Origin of the sequence: Enterocloster bolteae, from assembly GCF_002234575.2 — a bacterium.
GTDB lineage: Bacteria > Bacillota > Clostridia > Lachnospirales > Lachnospiraceae > Enterocloster > Enterocloster bolteae.
Window position 1 is genome coordinate 2,955,381 of the sequence record NZ_CP022464.2, and the last position, 22,234, is coordinate 2,977,614.

21 protein-coding genes are annotated in these 22,234 nt (G+C 51.6%); 18 read left to right on the forward strand and 3 right to left on the reverse strand.

Annotated elements, in window-relative coordinates; genetic code table 11:
* The first annotated feature begins 54 nt into the window (after nt 1–54).
* Nucleotides 55–282 (forward strand): hypothetical protein, encoded by a 228-nt coding sequence (locus tag CGC65_RS13750; RefSeq protein WP_002567457.1) that lies wholly within the window; start codon nt 55–57, stop codon nt 280–282.
* Between the two features lie 12 nt (nt 283–294).
* The gene (locus CGC65_RS13755) at nt 295–903 is read left to right on the forward strand and encodes a Fic/DOC family protein (RefSeq protein ID WP_002567458.1); all 609 of its coding nucleotides are present in this window, start codon (nt 295–297) and stop codon (nt 901–903) included.
* A 324-nt stretch (nt 904–1,227) separates the two neighbouring features.
* Here the strand turns inward: CGC65_RS13755 and CGC65_RS13760 are convergent, their stop codons facing one another.
* A complete protein-coding gene (locus tag CGC65_RS13760) occupies nt 1,228–2,565 on the reverse strand; it encodes a GntP family permease (protein WP_235622238.1) in 1,338 nt (445 codons plus the stop codon).
* Nucleotides 2,566–2,906: 341 nt separating this feature from the next.
* Between CGC65_RS13760 and CGC65_RS13765 the strand changes: the two genes are divergently transcribed.
* On the forward strand, nt 2,907–4,784 hold the full coding sequence (locus CGC65_RS13765) for a sigma-54-dependent Fis family transcriptional regulator (protein WP_002567460.1): 1,878 nt from the start codon (nt 2,907–2,909) through the stop codon (nt 4,782–4,784).
* Nucleotides 4,785–4,901: 117 nt separating this feature from the next.
* Here CGC65_RS13765 and CGC65_RS13770 read toward each other — a convergent pair whose 3' ends face one another.
* Complete coding sequence (locus CGC65_RS13770; RefSeq protein ID WP_002567461.1) at nt 4,902–5,813, reverse strand: DUF4397 domain-containing protein; 912 nt, start codon at nt 5,811–5,813, stop codon at nt 4,902–4,904.
* 141 nt (nt 5,814–5,954) lie between these two features.
* On the opposite strand from CGC65_RS13770, the gene CGC65_RS13775 reads away from it, so the two are divergent.
* From CGC65_RS13775 to yaaA, 14 genes are all read left to right on the forward strand, one after another.
* Complete coding sequence (locus tag CGC65_RS13775; protein ID WP_002567462.1) at nt 5,955–6,224, forward strand: YabP/YqfC family sporulation protein; 270 nt, start codon at nt 5,955–5,957, stop codon at nt 6,222–6,224.
* A gap of 18 nt (nt 6,225–6,242) precedes the next feature.
* Complete coding sequence (locus tag CGC65_RS13780) at nt 6,243–7,502, forward strand: sporulation protein YqfD (RefSeq protein WP_002567463.1); 1,260 nt, start codon at nt 6,243–6,245, stop codon at nt 7,500–7,502.
* Nucleotides 7,499–8,497, forward strand: coding sequence for a PhoH family protein (locus CGC65_RS13785; protein WP_002567464.1), 999 nt, complete (start codon nt 7,499–7,501; stop codon nt 8,495–8,497). Before CGC65_RS13780 ends, CGC65_RS13785 begins: the two co-directional genes overlap by 4 nt.
* A 20-nt stretch (nt 8,498–8,517) precedes the next feature.
* Complete coding sequence (ybeY, locus tag CGC65_RS13790) at nt 8,518–9,015, forward strand: rRNA maturation RNase YbeY (RefSeq protein WP_002567465.1); 498 nt, start codon at nt 8,518–8,520, stop codon at nt 9,013–9,015.
* Nucleotides 9,012–10,184 (forward strand): DUF3048 domain-containing protein, encoded by a 1,173-nt coding sequence (locus tag CGC65_RS13795; RefSeq protein WP_002567466.1) that lies wholly within the window; start codon nt 9,012–9,014, stop codon nt 10,182–10,184. Before ybeY ends, CGC65_RS13795 begins: the two co-directional genes overlap by 4 nt.
* Nucleotides 10,185–10,189: 5 nt before the next feature.
* Nucleotides 10,190–11,887 carry a putative polysaccharide biosynthesis protein gene (locus CGC65_RS13800; protein WP_002567467.1) on the forward strand — a complete coding sequence of 566 codons (1,698 nt, stop codon included), beginning with the start codon at nt 10,190–10,192 and terminating at the stop codon, nt 11,885–11,887.
* Nucleotides 11,888–12,038: 151 nt separating this feature from the next.
* Nucleotides 12,039–12,437 (forward strand): hypothetical protein, encoded by a 399-nt coding sequence (locus CGC65_RS13805; protein ID WP_002567468.1) that lies wholly within the window; start codon nt 12,039–12,041, stop codon nt 12,435–12,437.
* Nucleotides 12,438–12,734: 297 nt separating this feature from the next.
* Complete coding sequence (locus CGC65_RS13810) at nt 12,735–14,114, forward strand: NAD(P)/FAD-dependent oxidoreductase (protein ID WP_326929564.1); 1,380 nt, start codon at nt 12,735–12,737, stop codon at nt 14,112–14,114.
* Nucleotides 14,111–15,799 carry an NAD(P)/FAD-dependent oxidoreductase gene (locus CGC65_RS13815; RefSeq protein WP_002567471.1) on the forward strand — a complete coding sequence of 563 codons (1,689 nt, stop codon included), beginning with the start codon at nt 14,111–14,113 and terminating at the stop codon, nt 15,797–15,799. The genes CGC65_RS13810 and CGC65_RS13815 overlap by 4 nt, the downstream gene beginning before the upstream one ends.
* 88 nt (nt 15,800–15,887) lie before the next feature.
* A complete protein-coding gene (gene proB, locus CGC65_RS13820) occupies nt 15,888–16,751 on the forward strand; it encodes a glutamate 5-kinase (protein ID WP_002567472.1) in 864 nt (287 codons plus the stop codon).
* Nucleotides 16,752–16,795: 44 nt separating this feature from the next.
* A complete protein-coding gene (locus CGC65_RS13825) occupies nt 16,796–17,017 on the forward strand; it encodes a DUF896 domain-containing protein (protein WP_002567473.1) in 222 nt (73 codons plus the stop codon).
* Nucleotides 17,018–17,040: 23 nt separating this feature from the next.
* Entirely contained in the window at nt 17,041–18,282 is a 1,242-nt protein-coding gene (locus CGC65_RS13830) for a glutamate-5-semialdehyde dehydrogenase (RefSeq protein WP_038281995.1), read from the forward strand.
* Nucleotides 18,283–18,362: 80 nt separating this feature from the next.
* Nucleotides 18,363–18,944 carry a signal peptidase I gene (gene lepB, locus CGC65_RS13835; RefSeq protein ID WP_002567475.1) on the forward strand — a complete coding sequence of 194 codons (582 nt, stop codon included), beginning with the start codon at nt 18,363–18,365 and terminating at the stop codon, nt 18,942–18,944.
* 23 nt (nt 18,945–18,967) lie between these two features.
* Entirely contained in the window at nt 18,968–19,738 is a 771-nt protein-coding gene (gene yaaA, locus CGC65_RS13840) for a peroxide stress protein YaaA (RefSeq protein WP_002567476.1), read from the forward strand.
* Nucleotides 19,739–19,792: 54 nt separating this feature from the next.
* Here the strand turns inward: yaaA and hcp are convergent, their stop codons facing one another.
* Nucleotides 19,793–21,388, reverse strand: a complete 1,596-nt coding sequence (gene hcp, locus CGC65_RS13845) for a hydroxylamine reductase (protein WP_002567477.1) — start codon at nt 21,386–21,388, stop codon at nt 19,793–19,795.
* A gap of 126 nt (nt 21,389–21,514) precedes the next feature.
* Between hcp and CGC65_RS13850 the strand changes: the two genes are divergently transcribed.
* Nucleotides 21,515–22,168 (forward strand): Crp/Fnr family transcriptional regulator, encoded by a 654-nt coding sequence (locus CGC65_RS13850; protein ID WP_002567478.1) that lies wholly within the window; start codon nt 21,515–21,517, stop codon nt 22,166–22,168.
* Nucleotides 22,169–22,234: the final 66 nt, after the last annotated feature.

Consider the following 22,234-nt stretch of genomic DNA (forward strand, 5'->3'; position numbering starts at 1 on the left):
TTTTGCGTGGATATGTGATAAAATAATAGAAACAGATAGAAGGGAAGTGTATTTATGGCATATACAATCGAAAAGAAATATTCTATCAAAGAAACAACAAAAGTTGGTCGTGAAAAAATTGTGAATGACGCTTTGGCGATTGCGACATTGGATGCAGATGCTCCAACAGAAAGAACCATGAATTTGGTACAAGAATATATTGATGGGAAAAAAGAAATTTCTGAAATCTTAAAGGAAACCATTGCTTATTATCAGGAGCAGGCAAAACATTGCAATAATTAAGGCGGTGGAGAAATGAAGGACTTTTATTTATATGATGATGTCCCTGTATTAAGAAATTTGCTGAATATCAAAGATGAAAAATTGTTGGAGGAAGCAGAAAGCAATATTACATATGTAAAGTTGCTTGACATCGATGATAAGATTTGTGGCGATGCGTTTGATTATCAGCGTATTAAGGACATTCATACATATATTTTTGGGGATTTATATGAGTGGGCAGGAAAAGAACGAGGTATCAATATTGTAAAAGGTGAAAGGGTATTAGGCGGTGATACTGTCAGATATGCGGACACAAATAGCATCGAACCCGAAATGGAAGCAGCACTAAAGGAGCTGAATCAAGTTAAGTGGGAAGTGTTAGATATCTCTGAAACAGCGGAGTTGTTCTCTAAATTGATTGCAAAAATATGGCAAATACATCCTTTCAGAGAGGGTAATACTCGTACTATCATCACATTTGCTACACAGTTTTCTGAAAAACATGGTTTTCGTATGAATAAAGCATTATTAAAAGACAACTCGGAATATGTGAGAGATGCACTAGTTAAAGCATCTGATGGAATGTATTCCGAATATGAGTATCTCATTCGAATTATTCAAGATGCAATATTAAAAGGTTAATATCTATACATAGTGAAAAGAACAAAATCTGGAATGGCAAGAGTAAACACCCTATTCCAGATTTTTTTGTTTCCACTATCCAGAGAAACAAGAAGCAACACTTTTTTGAAAAATACCTCTACGCCAAGGCACAACCAGCTTCTTTGGGCATACTTTTTGTACAGTCATCATGGGATGAATAAACAAGGGCATTGCCCAAATGGAGCACGGCTGGGTTAGAGGGTTGTGCTGTATTGGGGCCATGGAATGGGAAGTCCCCTGCGGCAGATTTACCACAATCTGCAGCAGGGGATTTTTTGTCATAGAAAAGCGGACATGAGTTTTTTACGGTACTATTAAGCTGAGCAGGATTACCAGAACCAGGGAACAGAGAGAGAGGAATGCGGTGATGAACGTCCATGTTTTCAGCGTTTGGCCTTCCGTCATGTTCAGATATTTGCAGACCAGCCAGAAGCCGCTGTCGTTTACATGGGAAGCAGCCACTGAACCAGCGGCAATCGCCAATACAACCAGGGCTCTCTGCATTTCCGATACAGGGGAAATAGCGAGCAAAGGGCTGACAATACCGGCGGCTGTTATCATGGCTACCATGCCGCTGCCCTGGCTGACTCTTATAAATACAGCAACCAGATACCCCAAAATAATAGGTGGAAGGCCGATGGTCTCCACGGATTGTGCTATAACATCTCCTACGCCGCTGTCCAAAAGTATCTGCTTAAACACACCTCCGGCTCCGGTTACCAGAATGATCAAACCCACGGGCAGGAATGCTTTAGAGGATATTTCGTACAGATCTTCTTTGTGAAAGCCTCTGCGCTTGCCGAGAATGTAAAATGAAAGCAATACAGCTATCAGCAAAGCAATGTAGGATGTACCTAAGAATTTTGCGGCCTGTGTAAAGAAACTGTCTGCCAGGATTCCCTCATTGACCAGGGCATCCACGCCTGTATTGACCAGGATTAGGAGGATGGGAACTGCAATGATAAGGATTACACTGGAAAAAGAAGGCAGGTTTTCATCGTTTGACTCTTCGGGAATCATGTAATCCGGCACAGGGATAAAAAGGTGCTTATCAATGTATTTAATTGAATAAAGATAACCCACCAGTGTAAGGGGAATGGAAATAATGATTCCAAAAAAGATGACCCACCCTACATTTGCGTCTAATGCGCTGCATGTTGCTACCGGACCCGGTGTGGGAGGCACAAATGCATTGGTCAGACATAAAGAAATAATCAGGGGAAATGCAAATGTTGCGACGGAGCGTTTTGTTTTGTATGCCACTGCATAAATCAGAGGCAGCAGGATAATGAACCCAACATCGAAAAAAACAGGGATCGCAATAATGAATCCAGTGACAGCAAAAGCAAGCGGGGCATGCTTCTCACCGAAGAAACGGATCATGCTTTTAGCCAGGGCCTGAGCGCCGCCGGATGCCTCCAGCATCTGGCCGAACACGGCTCCCAGTCCCACTATGATGGCCACTGTGCCGAGAGTACCTCCCATACCGTTTTGAATACTTGCCGTAATGTCTGTTAATGGCATTCCGGCTGCCACACCCACCGCGATGGAAGCGATTAAGAGCGCGATAAACGCATGGAGTTTGCACTTTAATACCAGAAGCAGCAGGAAAGCAATTCCTAAAACCACAATTAAAACCATAACCATTTTTTCACCCAATAATTCCTTTCTTTTGTTTTCTTTGCAGAGATGAAATATACAAAAAACTGCCAGTTTTATGTAATATAATAAAGCAAATTTCATGCCAGATTTGCAAAACCAAACTATTTTCAGAAAACATGATGGATTTATGTTATTTTATGTGATTTATGCCGATTTGTTTTAATATGGGCAAGATGGATGCGGAATACGATATGACACATTTTGTTTCAACTATATAGCTCGAATAAAACGATTTGTTCTATATCTGAGTTCTGTTTTAGATTTACAGGATACAGATGTGTTCTGCGGTATATGCATGAGAAAGAAGGAAAGTGATACATATGATAAAAATAGCACTGGCTGTTCCTTACAAGGGTTTTATTGAGAACGCTTACCAGATTTTCAGACAACATAATGAATTTTACAGAGCGGTTGATCAGGAAAACTATGAGATGGAGGAGGTTATTGTCACCAGTGAAAATGTGAACCAGATTAAGATTGAGGCCGACATAGTACTCACCAGAGGACTTCTCGCTGAAATCCTGGCCAGTTTGTCAAAAAATATCCCGGTAGTGGAAATTACGGTTCCGGCTGCGGATATTCTGAGGACCATACGCAATTGCGTTGAGCATTACGGAAAACAAAAAATCGGAATCATAGCAGCCGGCAACATGCTTGACGGCATTACAGAGCTTTCGGATTTAAGCGAGGCTCCTATCAGGACCTTTGTTTTGACACCTGACTGGAATAATGAAATGCTGGTGAAACGTGCTGTGTCAGAGGGGTGCAAGGTGATATTGGGAGGAGTAAATACCTGCCGTTATGCTGCGGAGAATCATGTATCCTTTATGATGATCCAAACCAGCCAGGAAGCGTTTTGGAACGCGCTGTCCGACGTCAAACGCACCTGGTCCATTTTCCGGAAGGAACAGGAGAAAGCCCTTCGCCTGCAGGCTTTGCTGGACATATCACACGATGGCATTCTGCTGATTGACCCTGATTTTAAGCTTACAGCCATGAACAGGAAAGCGCAGTCTGTCCTTGGAATAGACGGGGAGCACCTGCCCGTTGACGCCCTGTCCCTTGGAGGGGAGCTTAAGGATGTACTGGCAGGCGATGAAGAATATGTGAACCGCCTTGTCCAATATGGCAGCAATATGCTGAATGTAAGTAAAAACGTTCTGAAAATCCAATCATCCATCTGCGGGTATGTGGTCAATGTGCAGGCAGTGAAAGAAATCCAGAGCATGGAGCATGACATCCGAAAACGGATCTGTAAAAGGGGCCATATTGCCCGCTACAGGTTTGACGATATCACGGGAGAGTCGCCGGTTATGATATCGACTGTGGAGACGGCAAGAAGATACAGCCGGACGTCCTCCAATATTCTTCTGATTGGACAAAGCGGAACAGGAAAAGAGATGTTCGCTCAAAGCATCCATAATGACAGCCAGCGCAGGCGGATGCCCTTTGTGGCTGTTAATTGTGCTGCTATTCCGGAACAGCTTCTGGAAAGCGAGCTGTTCGGTTATGTACCGGGGGCTTTTACAGGAGCGCACAGGGACGGAAAGGCGGGACTTTTTGAGCTGGCCCACAAAGGAACCCTTTTTTTGGACGAAATCGGAGAGATTTCACTGCCGCTGCAGGCGAAACTACTGCGGGTTCTTCAGGAGAGGGAGATTATGCGGGTCGGGGGAGATTCTGTCATTCCCGTGGATATCCGCATCCTGGCGGCTACCAACCAGAATCTGGAGCAGCTGGCGGCTGAGCGTCAGTTTCGGGAGGATTTATTGTACCGCCTGGATGTGCTGCGGATCAATATTCCCTCTCTGAACCAGCGCAGGGAGGATATTTCTCTGCTTGCGGATTCCTATATGAAACGCGCGTTTCCTGATATACGGATAACAGATGAAGCAAAAGCATACTTAGAGCAGATGGACTGGCCCGGTAATGTGCGGCAGCTTTTTAATTTTTGCGAACGCCTTGCAGTGCTCTGCAACGGTTTTGCGGTGGATGCAGACCTTGTGGCCGCTGTATCCTTACAGGGAGGAATCCCGCTCGGGACAGGTTCAGTCCTCTCTGATGAGGAGGACGAACAGCGTATTATTACTAAGACCCTTGCATCCTGCCATTACCATAAGGGCAACACAGCCAAAGCTCTTGGCATCAGCCGTTCCACGCTTTGGCGCAAGCTGCGGGAATATGGAATCAGGACATGAGACAATACTAAGTAATCCAGCCGGATTTTTTCTGGGAGAAAATCCGGCTGGATATTTGTTTTTTTCCTGAGGCTTTCTGATAATAACAGGAATATGGTTTTTTTATATTATTTCCGTTTAGTTGGACACCACCAGCGTCTTCAGCCCATCCGTTGCGTTTGGGGCATTGAAGATATACAGAGTGTAGGATGTATTGGCGCTCATGTTGGCGGAGGTGGTTGCCACTGAGGTGTTGGGATAGGAGCCGGTCCTGGAGATGTAGAGCTGGTACCACCCCGGATAGAAGCTGGTGTAAGGGGTCACTTCCCTGTAGCGTACATTGCTGAACGCAGTATAGGAGGAGTTCTGGTTGCCGATGGATACGTCGAAGGGCCCCAGGTTCAGCGAAAGGTTGCAGGTCCGCAGACAGCTGGTGCCGGAAGGCGCGTTGCAGGAGATGTCGGATATTTCCATGATGTCCAGGCCGCTTGCCGTATTGATGATGGCAATGGTCATGGAGGCGGAGGCGCGTACCTGCACGGTCTTCTGGATGTACACATAGCCGTTGGCTCCTGACACGGTGACGGTCTGGGTGCCGGAGGCAGACTGGACGTAGCCTGTTATGTCCCCATTCCCCAGGCCGCTTGCCACCATCCAGTTGCCCAGGTACACGTAAAAGGGCTGGTACCCGGTGGAAGCATTGAGGATGCGCACCCTGCCGAAGCTGGTGGCGGTGCAGTTGTAGCATGGGAAGGTGACGCCGGGAATCACGGTGACAGAACCGCTGTTGCCGGGGAAAATAGGCCGGAAGATAGGCGGAAAGCCGGGACGGTTGCCGCTGTCCACAGGGCCGCCTTCACCTGGATTGGGAAGAGGTATGACCGGGACATTGGCGCCGTTATTCTGATTGCCGCCGCTGTCCACAGGACCGCCCTCGCCCGGATTGGGAAGAGGAGTAACGGGAACATCGGCCTCCCCCAGCTCTGCCGTGGTCAGGAGGGTGTCCGGATACTCATTCATTCTGTCTGTATGATAGGACTGATTGTTCATAGAGACCTCGCAAAAGATTGATTCACTATAGTCTATTCATATGGAAGAAGGAATGTGTATGTTTTTGAAAAAAAGGGAACTGCATTTTTGGCAGGCTGATGCATATAATAAAAGGAACCAGTGTATCAGGAGCGTGGGCGTATGTCATGGGAACCAAAGAAAACAGCCGTATCCGCACTGGGGCTGCCCCGGGACGTGATTCTGGGGGATGTGCTTATAAGCTTTGTGGGCAGGAGCCAGGTGAATGTGGAAAATTACAGGAGCATCCTGATTTACACGGATACCCTGATTAAGCTCCAGGCCAGGAACTGCAAGGTGGTGATTCACGGAGCCCGCTTAAAGATTGATTATTATACGGCGGAGGAGATGAAGATAACCGGCCAGGTCGGTTCTTTGGAATTTGAAACATAAATCAAAGGAGGGGCCTGTTTGATTGAATGGCTGTTACATAATTGGGAAGGATATGTAAGACTCCGTCTTCACGGCTATTCACCGGAACGTTTCCTGAATCTCTGCAATGCCAGGGGTCTGGAGGTATGGGGACTGATATGCAACCGGGACGGGGATTATGAGTTTTTTATGACTGTGGAAGGATACCGCCGGGTGAAGCCCCTGGTGCGCAAGGCACAGGTAAGGCTGCACATTACCGGCCGTTTCGGCCTCCCATTTTTTATTTACAGGCACAGGAAGCGCTGGTATTACGGTGCCGGAATCATGGCCTTTTTCCTGGTGCTTTACGTCATGTCCCTGTTTATCTGGGATATCCAGTTTGAGGGTAATTACAGGTATACCTACGATACTCTGGTCCGTTTTCTGGACACCCAGGACATTGATTACGGCATGCTAAAGGCCAGGATTAACTGCGAGGATCTGGAAGCCTCCATGCGCACAAGCTTTCCCGAGATAACCTGGGTGTCTGCCCGTGTTTCCGGCACAAGGCTGCTCATCCACATCAAGGAAAACGAGGTGCTGTCCACTATCCCTGAGAAGGACGAGACACCCTGCGACATTGTGGCGTCCCAGCCCGGAATCATCACCTCCATGGTGGTGCGCCAGGGGGTTGCCCAGGTCTGTGTGGGGGACCAGGTGGAGGAGGGACAGGTACTGGTCAGCGGCCGGGTACCCATTATCGGTGACAACGAGGAGGAGATCAATGCCTACATGGTTCACGCGGATGCGGATATTGTGGCCAGAACCGTCAAACAATATGAGAAAACATTTCCTCTGCTGCATCAGGAACGTGTCCATACGGGGCGCAGGCGGAGAGGGTGGTACATGAAGGCCGGGGCCTGGTCCTTTACCTTCCTGACCCCGGTAAGGGGACAGGGGGAGTGGGATTATTCCATGGAGGAAAAACAGCTGAGGCTGTTTTCCAATTTCTATCTTCCTGTCTATATAGGCGCCATACAGGGCCGGGAAATGGCTGCTTATGAGAGAAATTACAGGGAGGATGAGTTAAAGGAGCTGTCTAAAGCCATAAATTACCAATTTGTCAAAAATTTAGAGGAAAAGGGGGTACAAATTCTTGAAAATAATGATAGAATAGAAACAAGTGTTTCTGAATGCCGTCTGACAGGTGAACTCGTCACAGAGGAATCCATTGTTAAGACACAGCCGGCAGCGGAGCCTGATATGAATTCCGGCGGAGAGCCGGGAGAAAAACCAGAGGAGACAATAACTGCTGAATGAGTGTAATTGAGACAATGATTGACATTCCCGCAGAGCATGAGCGGAATGTCTGCGGACAATTTGACACCTACTTAAAGAAGATAGAGCGCACCCTGCATGTGACCATGATTGCCAGGGACGGCGAAATAAAAATTATCGGACCAGAGAAAACTATAGGCCAGGCAAAAAGCGTGTTCAACAACCTGATTGAACTGTCCAAGAGGGGCAATACCATTACGGAACAAAACGTGGATTATGCCCTGTCCCTGTCTTTTACGGAGAATGACGGGCAGATTCTGGAGATTGACAAGGATATCATATGCCGGACCATATCCGGCAAGCCGGTAAAGCCAAAGACGCTGGGGCAGAAGCATTATGTGGATGCTATCCGCAAGAAGATGATTGTGTTCGGCATCGGACCGGCCGGCACGGGAAAGACATACCTTGCCATGGCCATGGCCATCCAGGCCTTTAAGAACGGCGAGGTGGGGCGCATTATCCTTACCAGGCCGGCCATTGAGGCCGGAGAAAAGCTGGGATTCCTGCCGGGCGATCTCCAGAGCAAGATTGACCCGTATCTGCGTCCTCTTTATGACGCCCTGTACCAGATTATGGGGGCGGAAAGCTATCTCCACAATTCGGAGAAGGGGCTTATTGAGGTGGCGCCCCTGGCCTATATGAGAGGAAGAACCCTGGACAACGCCTACATTATCCTGGATGAGGCCCAGAACACCACCCCGGCCCAGATGAAGATGTTCCTGACCAGAATCGGTTTTGGTTCCAAGGTCATCATAACAGGAGACCAGACCCAGAAGGACCTTCCGGGAGACGCTGTTTCCGGTCTGGACACTGCCCTTAAGGTGCTGAAACGGATTGACGACATCGGGTTCTGCTACCTGACCAGTTCCGACGTGGTGCGTCATCCGCTGGTGCAGAAAATTGTACAGGCCTATGAGACATATGAACAAAAGAATACCCCGCCTGCAGGACGGCGCAGGATACGGGAGCGGAATTAATCCGCCAAGGAGAAGTGAGTATGACCATTTCAATTGAATACGAAGCAGAAAAGGTACTGGATTTGCCCTACCGGGAAATCATCGAGGACACTGTGCTGGCTGCCCTGGATTATGAGGGCTGTCCCTATGAGGCAGAGGTCAATGTCATTCTTACGGACAATGACGCCATACAGGAAATCAACCGGGAGCACCGTCAGATTGACGCTCCCACGGACGTGCTGTCCTTTCCTATGGTGGATTATGAGTCGCCATCGGATTTTGACCATGTGGAGGAGGCTGTGGAGGATTACTTCAATCCTGAAACCGGAGAGCTGATGCTGGGGGATATTGTGATTTCCGTGGATAAGGTGGAGGAACAGGCTGAGAAATACGGCCATTCCCAGACCAGGGAGCTGGCCTTCCTGACAGCCCACAGCATGCTCCACCTGTTTGGTTACGACCATATGGAGGACGGCGAGCGGCTGGTGATGGAGGAAAAGCAGAAAGAGATACTGGAAACCAGGGGGTATACAAGATGAGAAACGGGTTCAGATGGATGGCAATCGGTTTAACGGCAGGACTGACGGCAGCAGTCCTTTTGACGGGCTGCGCCAGGGAAGCCAGCGTGGAAGCAACCACGGTTCAGGAGCCTCCTGCCACCACTGAGGCCGCTGAACCCGATATCATCATCCGGTCTGACCCGGAGACAAAAAAGGAGGACACCGGAAACCTGCCGGCATTTTATCTTCCTGAGGAACGGACAGAGGAAAACGGTATGATTCGCAGCTATCTGACCGGCCAGATGGTGGAAACCGCCAAGGGAAACCGCCGGCCCGCGGCTGTGATGATGAGCAATGACAAGGAAGCCAGGCCCCAGTACGGCATTAACAGGGCGGGGGTGGTCTATGAGGCGCCGGTGGAGGGAGGCATGAACCGGTACATGGCCCTGATAGAGGATTACGACGGTCTGGAACGCATTGGTTCCGTGCGCAGCTGCCGGACCTACTACACCTATTTTGCCAGGGAGTTTGACGCTGTCTATGTACACTTTGGACAGAGCACCTTTGCCAAGCCTTACCTGAAAAATGTGGACCATATCAACGGTCTGGACGCCATCGGCGATCTGGCCTTTTACCGCACAAAGGACAAGAAATCGCCTCATAATGCATATACCAGCGGGGACAGGATTACGGCCTCCATAGAGAAGCTGGGGTACACCCAGTCTTACGCCCCGTCCTACAAGGGCCATTATCTTTTTGCCAGGGACGGCAGGGAGGCATCCCTGACAGAGCGTCCGGGAGTCATGGACGCAGGCACGGCAAAGACCGGATATATCATGAACCAGGCATACTTTGTGTACGACCCTTCGGACGGGCTTTACCACCGTTACCAGTACGGCGGCATCCATCAGGGGGATGAAGGGCCTGTTGCGGTGAAAAATGTGATTTTCCAGTACTGCCAGACCGGTCATTACGCCACCACGGATTATCTGGATATCAATGTACATACTACGGAATGCGGGTATTTTATGACTGACGGCAAAGCGATTCCTATTAACTGGGAAAAGGACGGAGAATTCGGTCCCACCCGTTACTTCGATGCCAACCACGATGAAGTTGTGCTGAATCAGGGAAAGACATGGGTCTGCATCATTCCCACCAGGGACTTTGCCAAGTCGGAAATTATCGGAAATGAGGATACACAGTAATAAACATGAATCCAAGGACAAGCAGGAAAAAAACCAGGAAACAGAAAGCAGCTAATTTTGTCATACAGGGAAGCATCCTGGCCATGGCCGGTATCGTGGTACGCATTATCGGCATGCTTTACAGGATGCCCCTTAACGATATTATCGGAAAACAGGGAAACGGATATTATACGTCAGCCTTCAACGTGTATAATATCCTCCTTATATTATCCTCCTACAGCATGCCGGTGGCAGTGTCGAAGATGATATCTGCCCGGCTGGCAAGGGGGGAGCACAGAAACTGCAGCCGCATCTTAAAAGCGGCTCTTATTTATGCTACGGCAGTGGGAGGCATAGCGGCGGTGGTTCTGTGGTTTGGGGCGGATTTGTTCGCACAACTCATCAAGACGCCTTTCAGCCGGTACGCCTTAAAGACCCTGGCGCCCACCATCTGGATCATGGCATATCTGGGCGTGCTCAGAGGATATTTCCAGGGGACGGGCACCATGGTGCCAACGGCCGTATCACAGATTTTAGAACAGATTGTCAACGCGGTGGTCAGCGTGGTCGCAGCCGGAATTCTCTTTGGCGTGGGTACGTCCATTAATGCTGCCCAGGGGGCAAAGGATTATTCCTATGCGCTGGGGGCTGCGGGCGGCACCATCGGCACCGGGGCAGGAGCGCTCACGGCTTTTCTGTTTTTTATATGCCTTACCGCATCCAAAGGGCGGGAGAGAAGGCAGATGGTCCGGGAGGATGTGTCGGGGAGGACGGAGAGCTACCGCCGGATATTTTATGTGCTCACCATTACCGTGCTGCCCATTGTCATCAGCAGCGGCATCTACAACTGCTCCAATGTGGTGGACAATTACCTGTTCGGCCAGGGCATGGACAAGCTGGGGTATATGGAGGATTCCATTGCCACCTACTGGGGCGTGCTGGGACAGTACCAGCTGCTCTTTAATATACCGGTGGCTGTTTCCAACGCCCTTTCATCCTCTCTGATACCGTCCCTCACAAGGGCAGTTGCAAACAGGAACAGAAAGGAGAAGCTGGAGCGGATTGCAACCTCCATCCGTTTTTCCCTGCTGATTGCCATTCCGGCAGCAGTGGGAATTACGGTGTTGGCTAAGCCGGTCTGCAACCTGCTGTTTATCAGTGAGGACAATACCATGCTGATACGGCTCTCCATGGCTGGTTCCCTGGCCGTGGTATTCTACTCCCTGTCAACTGTTACAAACGCTGTCCTCCAGGGCCTGAACCACATGGATGTGCCCATACGCCATGCCGTCATTGCCCTGGTCATTCATGTGGCGGTGCTGGAAGTGTTCCTTATGGTATTTAAGATGGGAATTTACAGTGTGGTGTTTGCCAATATTATATTTGCCCTTGTGATGTGTCTGTTAAATGGACATGCCATTGCCAGGTTTGCCAGATACAGGCAGGAATATAAGAGAACGCTCATCCTGCCCACAATATGCGCCGGCTTCATGGGAGCGGCCGCTTATGGGGTATACAGAGGCATTTACGCCCTGCTTCCCGACCAGCTGATGAGGGGCAGGATGGGTATGGCCATTGTGGTGTTCCCCTCGGTGGCAGTGGCCATCCTGGTCTATGCCGTGCTCCTTGTAAGGTTCAGGGCAGTGGAGGAGGAAGAGCTTAAGGGAATGCCGGGAGGAAGGAGACTGGTCCGTCTTTTGAACCGGTTCCGGCTTCTGGGATAAGCGACAAAAGGGCGTGTTTGTTGTATTTATCAGGAAAAATTTGAGAATGCATGATTAAAACAGAATAAGAAAGCAGATACTAACCTTAAAGCGGCGTCCGGCGCCATGCTGACCGGCATGGCGGGGCCTGGGCCGGCGAGGAGGTTAGTGCATGAAGAAGTTATTATACTGCTTTGCCCTGTTTGCAGTCACATCCATTGTGTGTCTCATTGTTGCGTATGGAATTACCCGGTATAGCGTCAGGCAGGAACAGGCAGTTCCCAATACGGTCATTGAGACGGAGACAGTCAACGATGTGGATGACAGGGCCGCCATGAACCAGGAACAGGTAAAGCCAATACTGGAAAGCGTTTCTCCGGCAGAAGAATACTATCTTGTGTCGGAGTCCGGCTTTCTCCTGGTATTCTGCAGCGACCGCAGCACCATCTGCCTCTATACCCATATTCCTGTCACGGATTTTCCGGAAAAGGAGAGGGAGAAGCTGATGGAGGGCATATGGTTTCCGTCTATGATGGATGTATACCATTATTTGGAATCGTATACAAGCTGATGAGATCCGGCTATGCGGCGGTCGGATTGTCTGTTTCATTTTTACGGATGAAGAATAGAGGTATCCATCTGTGGAAGCAGATTAATACATGAAAGTAAAGTGATATATGGAAGCAAAGTAATACATGGAAGCAAAGTAATACGTGAGGCAGGGGTTAAAAGGGACCGGATTTCCGCACTGGGAATCCGGTCCTTTCTGCGAATACCAGGATTTGAGGCGGCTGTTTGGGCGGGCTTTTGGCAGTCCGGCGCCGTAAATAACAGGAAACAGTTGAAATGTGGCAGAAAAACATATAAAATGGGGTGTAAACTTAAGAGCATTAAGAGCAGGATAAGGAGCTTTGGAACAATCATGAGAAAACGAATCGTCATCATAGGAGGCGGGGCCTCGGGACTGACTGCGGCTATTGGCGGGGCCAGGAACGGGGCCCATGTGACCATTGTGGAGCACATGGACCGGGTGGGAAAGAAAATCCTGTCCACGGGCAACGGCAGGTGCAACCTGACCAATCTGCGGATGGAGGCGGACTGTTACCGCTGCGGCCGGAAGGAGTTTCCCATGGAAGTTATCCGGGGCTTTGGGGTGGATGAGACCCTGGCTTTTTTTAAAGGTCTTGGAATAGAGCCAAAGGACAGAAACGGATATATTTATCCCAATTCGGACCAGGCATCGGCTGTGTTAGACGTGCTCCGCAGCGAGGTGGAGCGACTGGGCGTGGCGGTGCTTCTTTCGTGCCGTGTGGAGAAGATAGAGCCGGCGGCCGGCGGCGGTCACGTCTGTTATAAAGTGTATACAGACCAGGGCATACTGGACGCGGACGCAGTGATTCTGGCAGCCGGCTCCAAGGCAGCTCCGTCCACCGGTTCAGACGGAAGCGGCTATGAGCTGGCAGGGAGACTGGGACACCGGGTGATTAAACCCCTTCCCGCCCTGGTGCAGCTGCGGTGCCAGGGAAACCTGTACCGGCAGATGGCGGGTATCCGTACGGAGGCCGGGGTAAAGCTCATGGCGGCCGGTGAACTGCTGGCCCGGGACAGGGGAGAGCTGCAGCTGACAGATTACGGCCTGTCCGGCATCCCTGTATTCCAGGTCAGCCGGTTTGCGGCCAGGGCCCTGGACCAGGGTAAGAGGGTCACAGCCCTGGTGGACTTTATGCCGTCCTGGGATGACGGTGAGGCCTTTGGCCTGCTTAAAAAGCGCGCGTCTCTTCTGGGCCATAAGACGGTGGAGGAACTGTTTACAGGTCTGCTGAACAAGAAGCTGGCCCTGGTTCTCATTAAGCTGGCAGGCATCAAACCGTCCCAGAAGTCCGGGGATCTGTCCCCAAAACAGCTGAAACTGCTTCTGGGACAGATAAAGTCCTATGAAGCCATTGTCATGTCAGTGAATCCCTTTGCCAATGCCCAGGTGTGCTGCGGCGGGGTGGACACCGGTGAGGTGGATGCCGCCACCATGGAATCCAGGCTTCATGCTAATCTGTATCTGGCGGGAGAATTGCTGGATGTGGATGGAATCTGCGGCGGATACAACCTGCAGTTTGCCTGGTCCAGCGGTATGATAGCGGGGACACATGCGGCGGGAGGACATTCCGTTGGGAAACATGAGGCAGGCGCAAATAAGGCGGCGGCACATGGGGCATATGCCCCTGCCCCAGACGGAAAGAGGAACAGAAAATGATTCGTATTAATCAGTTAAAAATGCCCCTGGGACACGACAGGGCCGGCCTTTTGGAGAAAGCTGCCAGGGTACTGCGTGTTCCGTCAGGGGAGATAGAGAAGCTTACCATCGTCAAGCAGTCCGTGGACGCCAGAAAGAAGCCGGATATATGGTACAGTTACGTGGTGGACATAGGAATCAGGCAGGCCGGACTCCAGAAGGAGGAAAAGCTGGTGCGCAGGCTGAAGGACCGGAATGTGGCGGTCCATAAGGAAGCACCTTACCGGCTTCCTGAGCCGGGTACTGAGTGTATGGCGGGCCGGCCTGTCATTATCGGCACCGGCCCGGCCGGACTGTTCTGCGGCCTTATGCTGGCCAGAAAGGGGTACATGCCCATACTTCTGGAACGGGGGGAGGACGTGGACGCGAGGACGGACCGGGTGGCCCGGTTCTGGGAAACAGGGCAGCTTGACCCGTCCTCCAATGTGCAGTTCGGGGAAGGCGGGGCAGGAACATTTTCTGACGGAAAGCTTAACACCCTTGTAAAGGATACCTTTGGAAGAAACAGGGAAGTGCTGCGCATACTGACAGAGTTCGGCGGGGACCCGTCTATCCTGTATGTGAATAAGCCCCACATCGGAACCGATGTATTAAGCCGCATTGTCAAATCCATACGGACAGAGATTGAAAAGCTGGGAGGCCAGGTCCTTTTCCAAAGCCAGGTAACGGATTTTGTGACGGGGGGGGAGCCGGGGGAATCCAGGCGCATAAAAGCCCTTGTTGTCAACGGCAGCCAGGTTCTTGAGGCGGAGACAGTGGTGCTGGCCATCGGACACAGCGCCAGGGATACCTTTGAGACCCTGCTGGCCAGAGGAATCCCCATGGAGCCAAAGGCATTCGCGGTGGGACTGAGGGTACAGCATCCCCAGACGCTGATCAATGAGAGCCAGTACGGCATGAAGGAATGCGGTGAATTGGGGCCGGCCAGCTACAAGCTTACATGGAAGGCTTCTGACGAAAGAGGAGTCTATTCCTTCTGCATGTGCCCCGGAGGCTACGTGGTCAATGCGTCCTCTGAGCCGGGCCGCCTGGCGGTCAACGGCATGAGCTATCATGACAGGGCAGGGGAAAATGCCAACAGCGCCATTATTGTCACGGTCACGCCGGAAGATTTCTGCGGGATGGAGACTGGAGCCGGAACAGACCAGGGCTGCGAAGTGCCTGGGGATGCCATGGCAGGAATCCGGTTCCAGAGGCGCCTGGAGGAGACCGCTTTCTGCCTGGGAAAGGGAAACATACCGGTACAGCTCTACGGTGATTTTAAGGAAGGCCGTGTCTCAGAGGGATTTGGCGGTGTGAATCCCGCCTTCAGGGGCGGGTATGCCTTTGCCAATCTCAGGGAGCTGTTTCCGGAACCATTGTCCCGGGCTTTCATGGAAGGAATGGAAGGATTTGGAACCATGATTCGCGGCTTTGACCGGCCGGATGCCATCCTGGCTGGCATTGAGAGCCGTACCTCGTCCCCGGTCCGCATTCCCAGAGACCAGGGAATGGAAAGCCCTGTAAAGGGAATCTTTCCCTGCGGTGAGGGAGCGGGTTATGCAGGGGGAATTACCTCGGCAGCCATGGACGGAATCAAGACGGCAGAAGAGATTATCCGCAGGTACAACCCCTTACGTCCGTCCCGGACAGTGGCTAAAACATGACAGGAACATTTACAACATAGAAATTGACGTGACCTGTAAATTGGTGTAAGATAAACAGGAATCGTTTGATGAGATAAAGGAGTATATCATGGAAACCCAGGAACGTCAGAATCTTGCGGATAAACAGAGGATTGTGATTAAAATTGGCTCATCTTCCCTTACCCATGCTCAGACAGGGGAAGTGAACCTGATGAAGATAGAAAAGCTGGTGCGGGTTGTCAGCGACCTGCGGGGACAGGGAAAGGACGTGGTCCTGGTGTCCTCCGGCGCCATTGCGGCGGGGCGGCAGGCCCTGGGCCGTCACAGGAAGCCGGATACCCTTGCTGAGAAGCAGGCCTTTGCGGCTGTGGGCCAGGCCAGGCTCATGATGATTTACCAGAAGCTGTTTGCGGAATACAACCAGACAGCTGCCCAGGTCCTTCTCACAAAGGACACCATGGTCAATGATTCTTCCAGGTACAATGCCCAGAATACCTTTGACGAGCTGTTAAACCTGGGAACCATACCCATTGTCAATGAAAACGATACGGTATCCACCTCGGAGATTCCATATGTGGACAGCTTCGGTGATAATGACCGGCTGTCAGCCATTGTGGCGGCTCTGATTGGGGCAGACCTGCTCATCCTGCTGTCTGACATAGACGGCCTTTACACAGATGACCCCAGGGAGAACCCGGAGGCCGGATTTATCAGCCTGGTGCCTGAAATTACGCCGGAATTCCTGCGTATGGGCAAGGATACGTCGGGCAGCGACGTGGGTACCGGGGGAATGTCGGCCAAGCTGGCAGCGGCCCGGATTGCCACGGACAGCGGAGCCGATATGGTCATAGCCAACGGAGACCAGGTGGATGTCATACTGGACATCATGTCGGGCAAGGAAAAGGGAACCCTGTTCCTGGCCCATACCAATCTGGATTTTGACCTGATGCATTATCTGAACAATGAATACTAGGGAAGGCGCCCGGCCGGGCGCCAGGCCCTGAAAGAGGTGAATGTATGGACGCGTCAAGGATTGACCGCATCAACGAACTGTACCACAAGTCCCAGTCAGTGGGGCTGACAGAGGAGGAGAAGGAGGAACAGGCCCGGCTGCGCCAGGAGTACGTTGCAGCTATACGGGGAAGCCTCCGCAATAACCTGAACAACATATCCATCAAGGAGCCGGACGGCTCCATCACGGATTTGGGAAAGAAACATGGCGGAATCAAGGAAGTCTGATGCATTGTGAAGGGGAGATTATGATGACATTGAATGAAATAGGCAGCCGTGCCAAAGAAGTATCGCGTGTACTGGGTACCCTGGGCTCCAGGGAGAAGAATATGGGACTGGAGGAAGCGGCCAGGGCTTTGCTGGAAGGCGAGGAGGAAATCCTGGAGGCCAATTCTATGGATTATGAGAAGGCCAGGTCCGGCGGCATGAGCCAGGGACTGCTGGACCGTCTTAAGCTGACGCCGGCCAGGGTTCAGGCCATGGCGGACGGCCTGCTGCAGGTGGCCTCCCTGGAGGACCCTGTGGGAGAGGTGCTGTCCATGAAGCTTCGCCCCAACGGCCTTCAGATTGGGCAGAAGCGTGTGCCTCTGGGGGTTATCGGCATGATTTATGAGGCCCGCCCCAATGTGACGGCAGACGCCTTCGGCCTCTGCTTCAAATCAGGAAATGCGGTTATCTTAAAGGGCGGAAGCGACGCCCTTCATTCCAATATGGCCATTACCCGGTGCCTGCGCGCCGGACTCGCAAGCGCCGGCCTGCCCGAGGATTCGGTCCAGCTGATTGAGGATACCAGCAGGGATACCACCAGGGAGCTGATGCGCCTGAACAGGTACATTGACGTGCTCATCCCCAGAGGAGGGGCGGGACTTATAAAGACCGTGGTGGAGAACAGCACCATCCCTGTCATAGAGACGGGCACCGGCAACTGCCATGTATATGTGGACGCTTCCGCGGACCAGAATATGGCCCTGGACATTATCTTCAATGCCAAGACCCAGAGAATCGGCGTGTGCAATGCATGCGAGTCCCTTCTGGTGCACAGGAGCATTGCAAAGGAATTCCTGCCCCTTCTCAGGAAGAAGCTGGAGGAAAAGCAGGTGGAGATCCGGGGAGACGAGGACGCCTGTGCCATTGAACCTTCCTTTGTCAGGGCCACCGAGGAGGACTGGGGCAGGGAGTACCTGGATTATATCCTGTCCTTAAAGCTGGTGGACTCTGTGGATGAGGCCATCCGCCATATCAATACCTACAATACAGGTCACTCGGAAACAATCGTGACCTCTGATTATTTCAATGCCCAGACATTTTTAAATGAGGTGGACGCTGCGGCTGTCTACGTCAATGCTTCCACCCGCTTTACAGACGGTGAGGAATTCGGTTTCGGAGCAGAAATCGGCATCAGCACCCAGAAGCTTCACGCCAGAGGCCCCATGGGCCTTAAGGAACTGACCACTACCAAGTATATTATTTACGGAGATGGACAGATTCGCTGATTACAGCTACAGAGGAGCCGGGACATTTTACATTTGTTCCCGGCTTTGTCAGACAGAATGCAGGAAAAGAGGAAATATATATGCTCGAAGAGGAAAACAGCAGGAAAAGGAGCAGGAAACAGCAGGAGGAAGAACCCTTCAGCTGGAAAAAGGAGATTATCAGCTGGATACAGATTATCGTGGCAGCGGTCATCATCGCCCTGGTCCTTAACAACTTTATCATAGCCAACAGCCGTGTGCCAACCGGCTCCATGGAGAATACCATCATGTCCAAGAGCCGTGTCATCGGATCCAGGCTGTCCTATCTGACCAGCGACCCTGAGAGAGGGGATGTGGTGATTTTCCATTTCCCGGACGATCCAACGGGAAAAATCTACTACGTAAAGCGTGTCATAGGGCTTCCCGGTGAAACCGTGAACGTGGTGGACGGAAAAGTCTATATCAATGATTCAGACACGCCCCTTGACGAACCCTACCTTCCCGAACCAATGGAAGGCTCCTACGGTCCCTATACAGTGCCGGAGGGATGCTACTTCATGATGGGAGACAACAGGAACAATTCCCTGGATGCCCGGTTCTGGAAGAACCAGTTTGTGGAGAAGGACAAGATTATAGCCAAGGTGCTGTTTACGTATTTTCCAAAGATAGAGAAAGTGGAATAAGAGAAAACGGAGTAAGAGACAGGATGAAGATAATCATATCACCTGCCAAGAAAATGAATATCAGGGAAGACGAGCTGGAATGGGCGAATCTTCCCTGTTTCCTTTCCAGGGCAGAAGAACTGAAGAGATACATACAGGGCCTGGACTTAGACCAGGCCAGGAAGCTGTGGCAGTGCAATGAAAAGATAGCCCTGCTTAATTACGGCCGTTTTAAAGAGATGGACCTTGAAAGGCGCCTGACCCCGGCCCTCTTATCCTACGAGGGAATCCAGTATCAGTACATGGCGCCTGGGGTGTTTGAGCAGGGACAGTGGGATTATGTGCAGGAGCATCTGCGCATTCTGTCCGGGTTTTACGGTATCCTTAAGCCCCTGGACGGCATCGTGCCGTACCGCCTGGAGATGCAGGCAAAGGTGGAGCTTCCGTCAGGTATCAAAAGCCTTTATGACTACTGGGGAAGCTCTATCTGCCGGGAACTGGCCGCGGATGAGACATTGATTGTGAATCTGGCCTCAAAAGAATACAGCAGGGCAGTGGAACCCTATCTGGAAGCCCATATTGATTATGTGACCTGTGTGTTCGGAACCCTTGCAGAGGACGGAACAGGCGGTCTTAAGGTAAAGGTGAAAGCCACCGAGGCCAAGATGGCCAGAGGAGAGATGGTCCGGTTTATGGCGGAGCGGGGCGTCCGGGACGCGGAGGGGCTTAAGGGGTTTGACCGTCTGGGGTATCGCTACTGCCAGGAGAAATCCGGGGATAAGGAATACGTATTTATCAAGATTAGGGAACAATAAAACAGGGACCTGTATGCCGGTGCGGCGTACAGGTCCCTGTTCACGGCCGGAATTTCAGGCGAGAATCGCGGCCAGGTCATGCTCCGGTGTGGAGATGGGATGGATTTCAAACTGCTCGGTCAGATATTCCAGTATGGCCGGAGAGAGAAAGGCGGGAAGGGTGGGGCCAAGGTAAATGTTCCTGATACCCAGATGCAGCAGGCTTAAAAGGATACAGACAGCTTTCTGTTCGTACCAGGACAGAACCAGGGTAAGGGGAAGGTCATTGACCTGGCAGCCGAATGCTTCTGCCAGGGCTGCGGCCACCTGGATGGCGCCGAATGCATCGTTGCACTGTCCCATGTCCAGAAGGCGGGGAATGCCGGCCAGGGTTCCAAGCTCCAGGTCATTAAAGCGGTATTTGCCGCAGGCCAGGGTCAGAATAAGGGTGTCCTCAGGCGCCTGCTTTACAAAGTCCGTGTAGTAATTCCTGCCGGGACGGGCTCCGTCGCAGCCTCCTACCAGGAAAATGTGGCGCAGCCTGTTCTGTCTGACTGCCTGTGCCACGGTGCCCGCAGCAGCCAGAATGGCTTCCCGCCCAAATCCGGTGGTGACCTTGGTGCCGCCGTTGATTCCGGGGATAGTCACATCCTCCTTGAAGCCGCCAAGCTCCAGGGCCTTTTGGATGACTGGAGAGAAGTCTTTGCGGCCGTCAATATGGACGATGCCCGGATAGGACACCAGGGCGGTGGTAAATACCCGGTCAGAGTAAGAGGGTTTGGGCGGCATCAGGCAGTTGGTGGTAAAAAGCACAGGGGCGGGAAGGTCCGAAAATTCCTTCTGCTGATTCTGCCATGCGGTTCCGAAATTGCCTTTCAGATGGCTGTATTTTCTGAGCTCCGGGTAGGCGTGGGCGGGAAGCATTTCCCCGTGGGTGTATATGTTGATTCCCCGGCCCTGGGTCTGCTCCAGCAGAAGCTTTAAGTCGTGAAGGTCATGGCCTGAAATGACGATAAAGGGTCCCTGTTCCACGGTAAGGCTTACCTGTGCCGGAGCCGGGATGCCGAAGGCCTGGCGGTTGGCCCTGTCCAACAGTGCCATGCAGTCCAGGTTTACGGCGCCCAGTTCCATGACAATGGGGAGCAGATCCTGAACCGTATAGCTGTCATAACCAACGGCAGACAGCCCCTTATAAAAATAGTCCATGACTCCTCTGTCCTCATGGCCCAGCACCATGGCATGGTACGCATAGGCGGCCATTCCTCTCATGCCGAAAAGAATCAGGGATTTAAGGGAACGTATATCCTCATCCTCTGACCAGAGTCTGTTCATGTCAAAATCTTCTGTCCGGCTGCAATCTGCCGTACAGGATCCGCACATGGGGGACAGGGAATGTTTTAAGCGTCCGGCCTCCGCAAGAAGCTCATTCAGGGCGCTGTCATCAAAGCTTACATTGGTAAGGGTGGCAAACAGTCCCCTTACAATCAGGCGGTCTGCTTCCGGAGAGCGGTCTTTTCCTTCTGACGCCCTGGCAAGGCCGATGAGGGCTCCTGTAAGTTCATCCTGAATCCTGGCAGTGGCAGCTGTCTTGCCGCACACACCTGCTTTTCCCATACATCCGCTGCATCCTGCGGTCTGTTCGCATTGAAAACAAAACATATTGTGTTCCATGATATATCCTCCTCGTAAATATGTGTGAGCAGGCGGTATGTTCTGCCTGCCCTTGACGGTATGGGGAAAGTATAATATAATTTCAACAACAAGTAAGTTGTTGAAACAACGATAAGGGAGAAAAATATGGATATTCATTTGCTGGCAGGAACAATGCTGTTTCAGGGAATCAGGGAGCATGAAATAGAGGCCATGCTAACATGCCTTTCAGCGGAAGAGAGGACCTATGGGAAGGATGCTTATATATACAGGGCCGGTGATGTGACAGGCCGTCTGGGGGTGGTGATGGAAGGGGCGGTGAACATCATTAAGGACGACGTGTGGGGAAACAGGAAAATCATTGAGAATATAGGCGGAGGGCAGATATTCGGGGAGACGTATGCATGTCTTAAGGGGGAACCCCTGATGGTGGATGTGCAGGCATCGGAACGCTCCAGAATCCTGTTCATGGACGTGAACCGCATCCTAACCACCTGTTCATCCAGCTGTGACTTCCACAACCGTCTGATACGGAGCCTGATGTATGTGCTGGCCGGGAAAAACCTGATGCTTACGAAGAAAATGGATATTATCACGCCTAAATCCCTGCGGGAGAGGGTCATGGTGTACCTGTCCCAGGAATCCGTAAAGCAGGGGTGCCGTACCGTCACAGTGCCCTTTAACCGCCAGCAGATGGCGGACTATCTGTCCGTGGACAGAAGCGCGCTGTCGGCGGAGCTGTCCAGAATGCAGAGGGACGGGGTGATTTCATATGAGAAGAACCGTTTTACGATTCAATAGATGATTTGGCCGGCGCAATAACCGGCTCCCAGCAATTACCACTTGAAATAGAACATATGTTCTGAT

What these genes read in the sequence shown, in the direction of transcription:
- CGC65_RS13750 (WP_002567457.1), top strand. Translation starts at nt 55, where the DNA reads ATGGCATATACAATCGAAAAGAAATATTCTATCAAAGAAACAACAAAA.
- CGC65_RS13755 (WP_002567458.1), top strand. Translation starts at nt 295, where the DNA reads ATGAAGGACTTTTATTTATATGATGATGTCCCTGTATTAAGAAATTTG.
- CGC65_RS13760 (WP_235622238.1), bottom strand. Translation starts at nt 2,565, where the DNA reads ATGGTTTTAATTGTGGTTTTAGGAATTGCTTTCCTGCTGCTTCTGGTA.
- CGC65_RS13765 (WP_002567460.1), top strand. Translation starts at nt 2,907, where the DNA reads ATGATAAAAATAGCACTGGCTGTTCCTTACAAGGGTTTTATTGAGAAC.
- CGC65_RS13770 (WP_002567461.1), bottom strand. Translation starts at nt 5,813, where the DNA reads ATGAACAATCAGTCCTATCATACAGACAGAATGAATGAGTATCCGGAC.
- CGC65_RS13775 (WP_002567462.1), top strand. Translation starts at nt 5,955, where the DNA reads ATGTCATGGGAACCAAAGAAAACAGCCGTATCCGCACTGGGGCTGCCC.
- CGC65_RS13785 (WP_002567464.1), top strand. Translation starts at nt 7,499, where the DNA reads ATGAGTGTAATTGAGACAATGATTGACATTCCCGCAGAGCATGAGCGG.
- ybeY (WP_002567465.1), top strand. Translation starts at nt 8,518, where the DNA reads ATGACCATTTCAATTGAATACGAAGCAGAAAAGGTACTGGATTTGCCC.
- CGC65_RS13795 (WP_002567466.1), top strand. Translation starts at nt 9,012, where the DNA reads ATGAGAAACGGGTTCAGATGGATGGCAATCGGTTTAACGGCAGGACTG.
- CGC65_RS13800 (WP_002567467.1), top strand. Translation starts at nt 10,190, where the DNA reads ATGAATCCAAGGACAAGCAGGAAAAAAACCAGGAAACAGAAAGCAGCT.
- CGC65_RS13805 (WP_002567468.1), top strand. Translation starts at nt 12,039, where the DNA reads ATGAAGAAGTTATTATACTGCTTTGCCCTGTTTGCAGTCACATCCATT.
- CGC65_RS13810 (WP_326929564.1), top strand. Translation starts at nt 12,735, where the DNA reads ATGGGGTGTAAACTTAAGAGCATTAAGAGCAGGATAAGGAGCTTTGGA.
- CGC65_RS13815 (WP_002567471.1), top strand. Translation starts at nt 14,111, where the DNA reads ATGATTCGTATTAATCAGTTAAAAATGCCCCTGGGACACGACAGGGCC.
- proB (WP_002567472.1), top strand. Translation starts at nt 15,888, where the DNA reads ATGGAAACCCAGGAACGTCAGAATCTTGCGGATAAACAGAGGATTGTG.
- CGC65_RS13825 (WP_002567473.1), top strand. Translation starts at nt 16,796, where the DNA reads ATGGACGCGTCAAGGATTGACCGCATCAACGAACTGTACCACAAGTCC.
- CGC65_RS13830 (WP_038281995.1), top strand. Translation starts at nt 17,041, where the DNA reads ATGACATTGAATGAAATAGGCAGCCGTGCCAAAGAAGTATCGCGTGTA.
- lepB (WP_002567475.1), top strand. Translation starts at nt 18,363, where the DNA reads ATGCTCGAAGAGGAAAACAGCAGGAAAAGGAGCAGGAAACAGCAGGAG.
- yaaA (WP_002567476.1), top strand. Translation starts at nt 18,968, where the DNA reads ATGAAGATAATCATATCACCTGCCAAGAAAATGAATATCAGGGAAGAC.
- hcp (WP_002567477.1), bottom strand. Translation starts at nt 21,388, where the DNA reads ATGGAACACAATATGTTTTGTTTTCAATGCGAACAGACCGCAGGATGC.
- CGC65_RS13850 (WP_002567478.1), top strand. Translation starts at nt 21,515, where the DNA reads ATGGATATTCATTTGCTGGCAGGAACAATGCTGTTTCAGGGAATCAGG.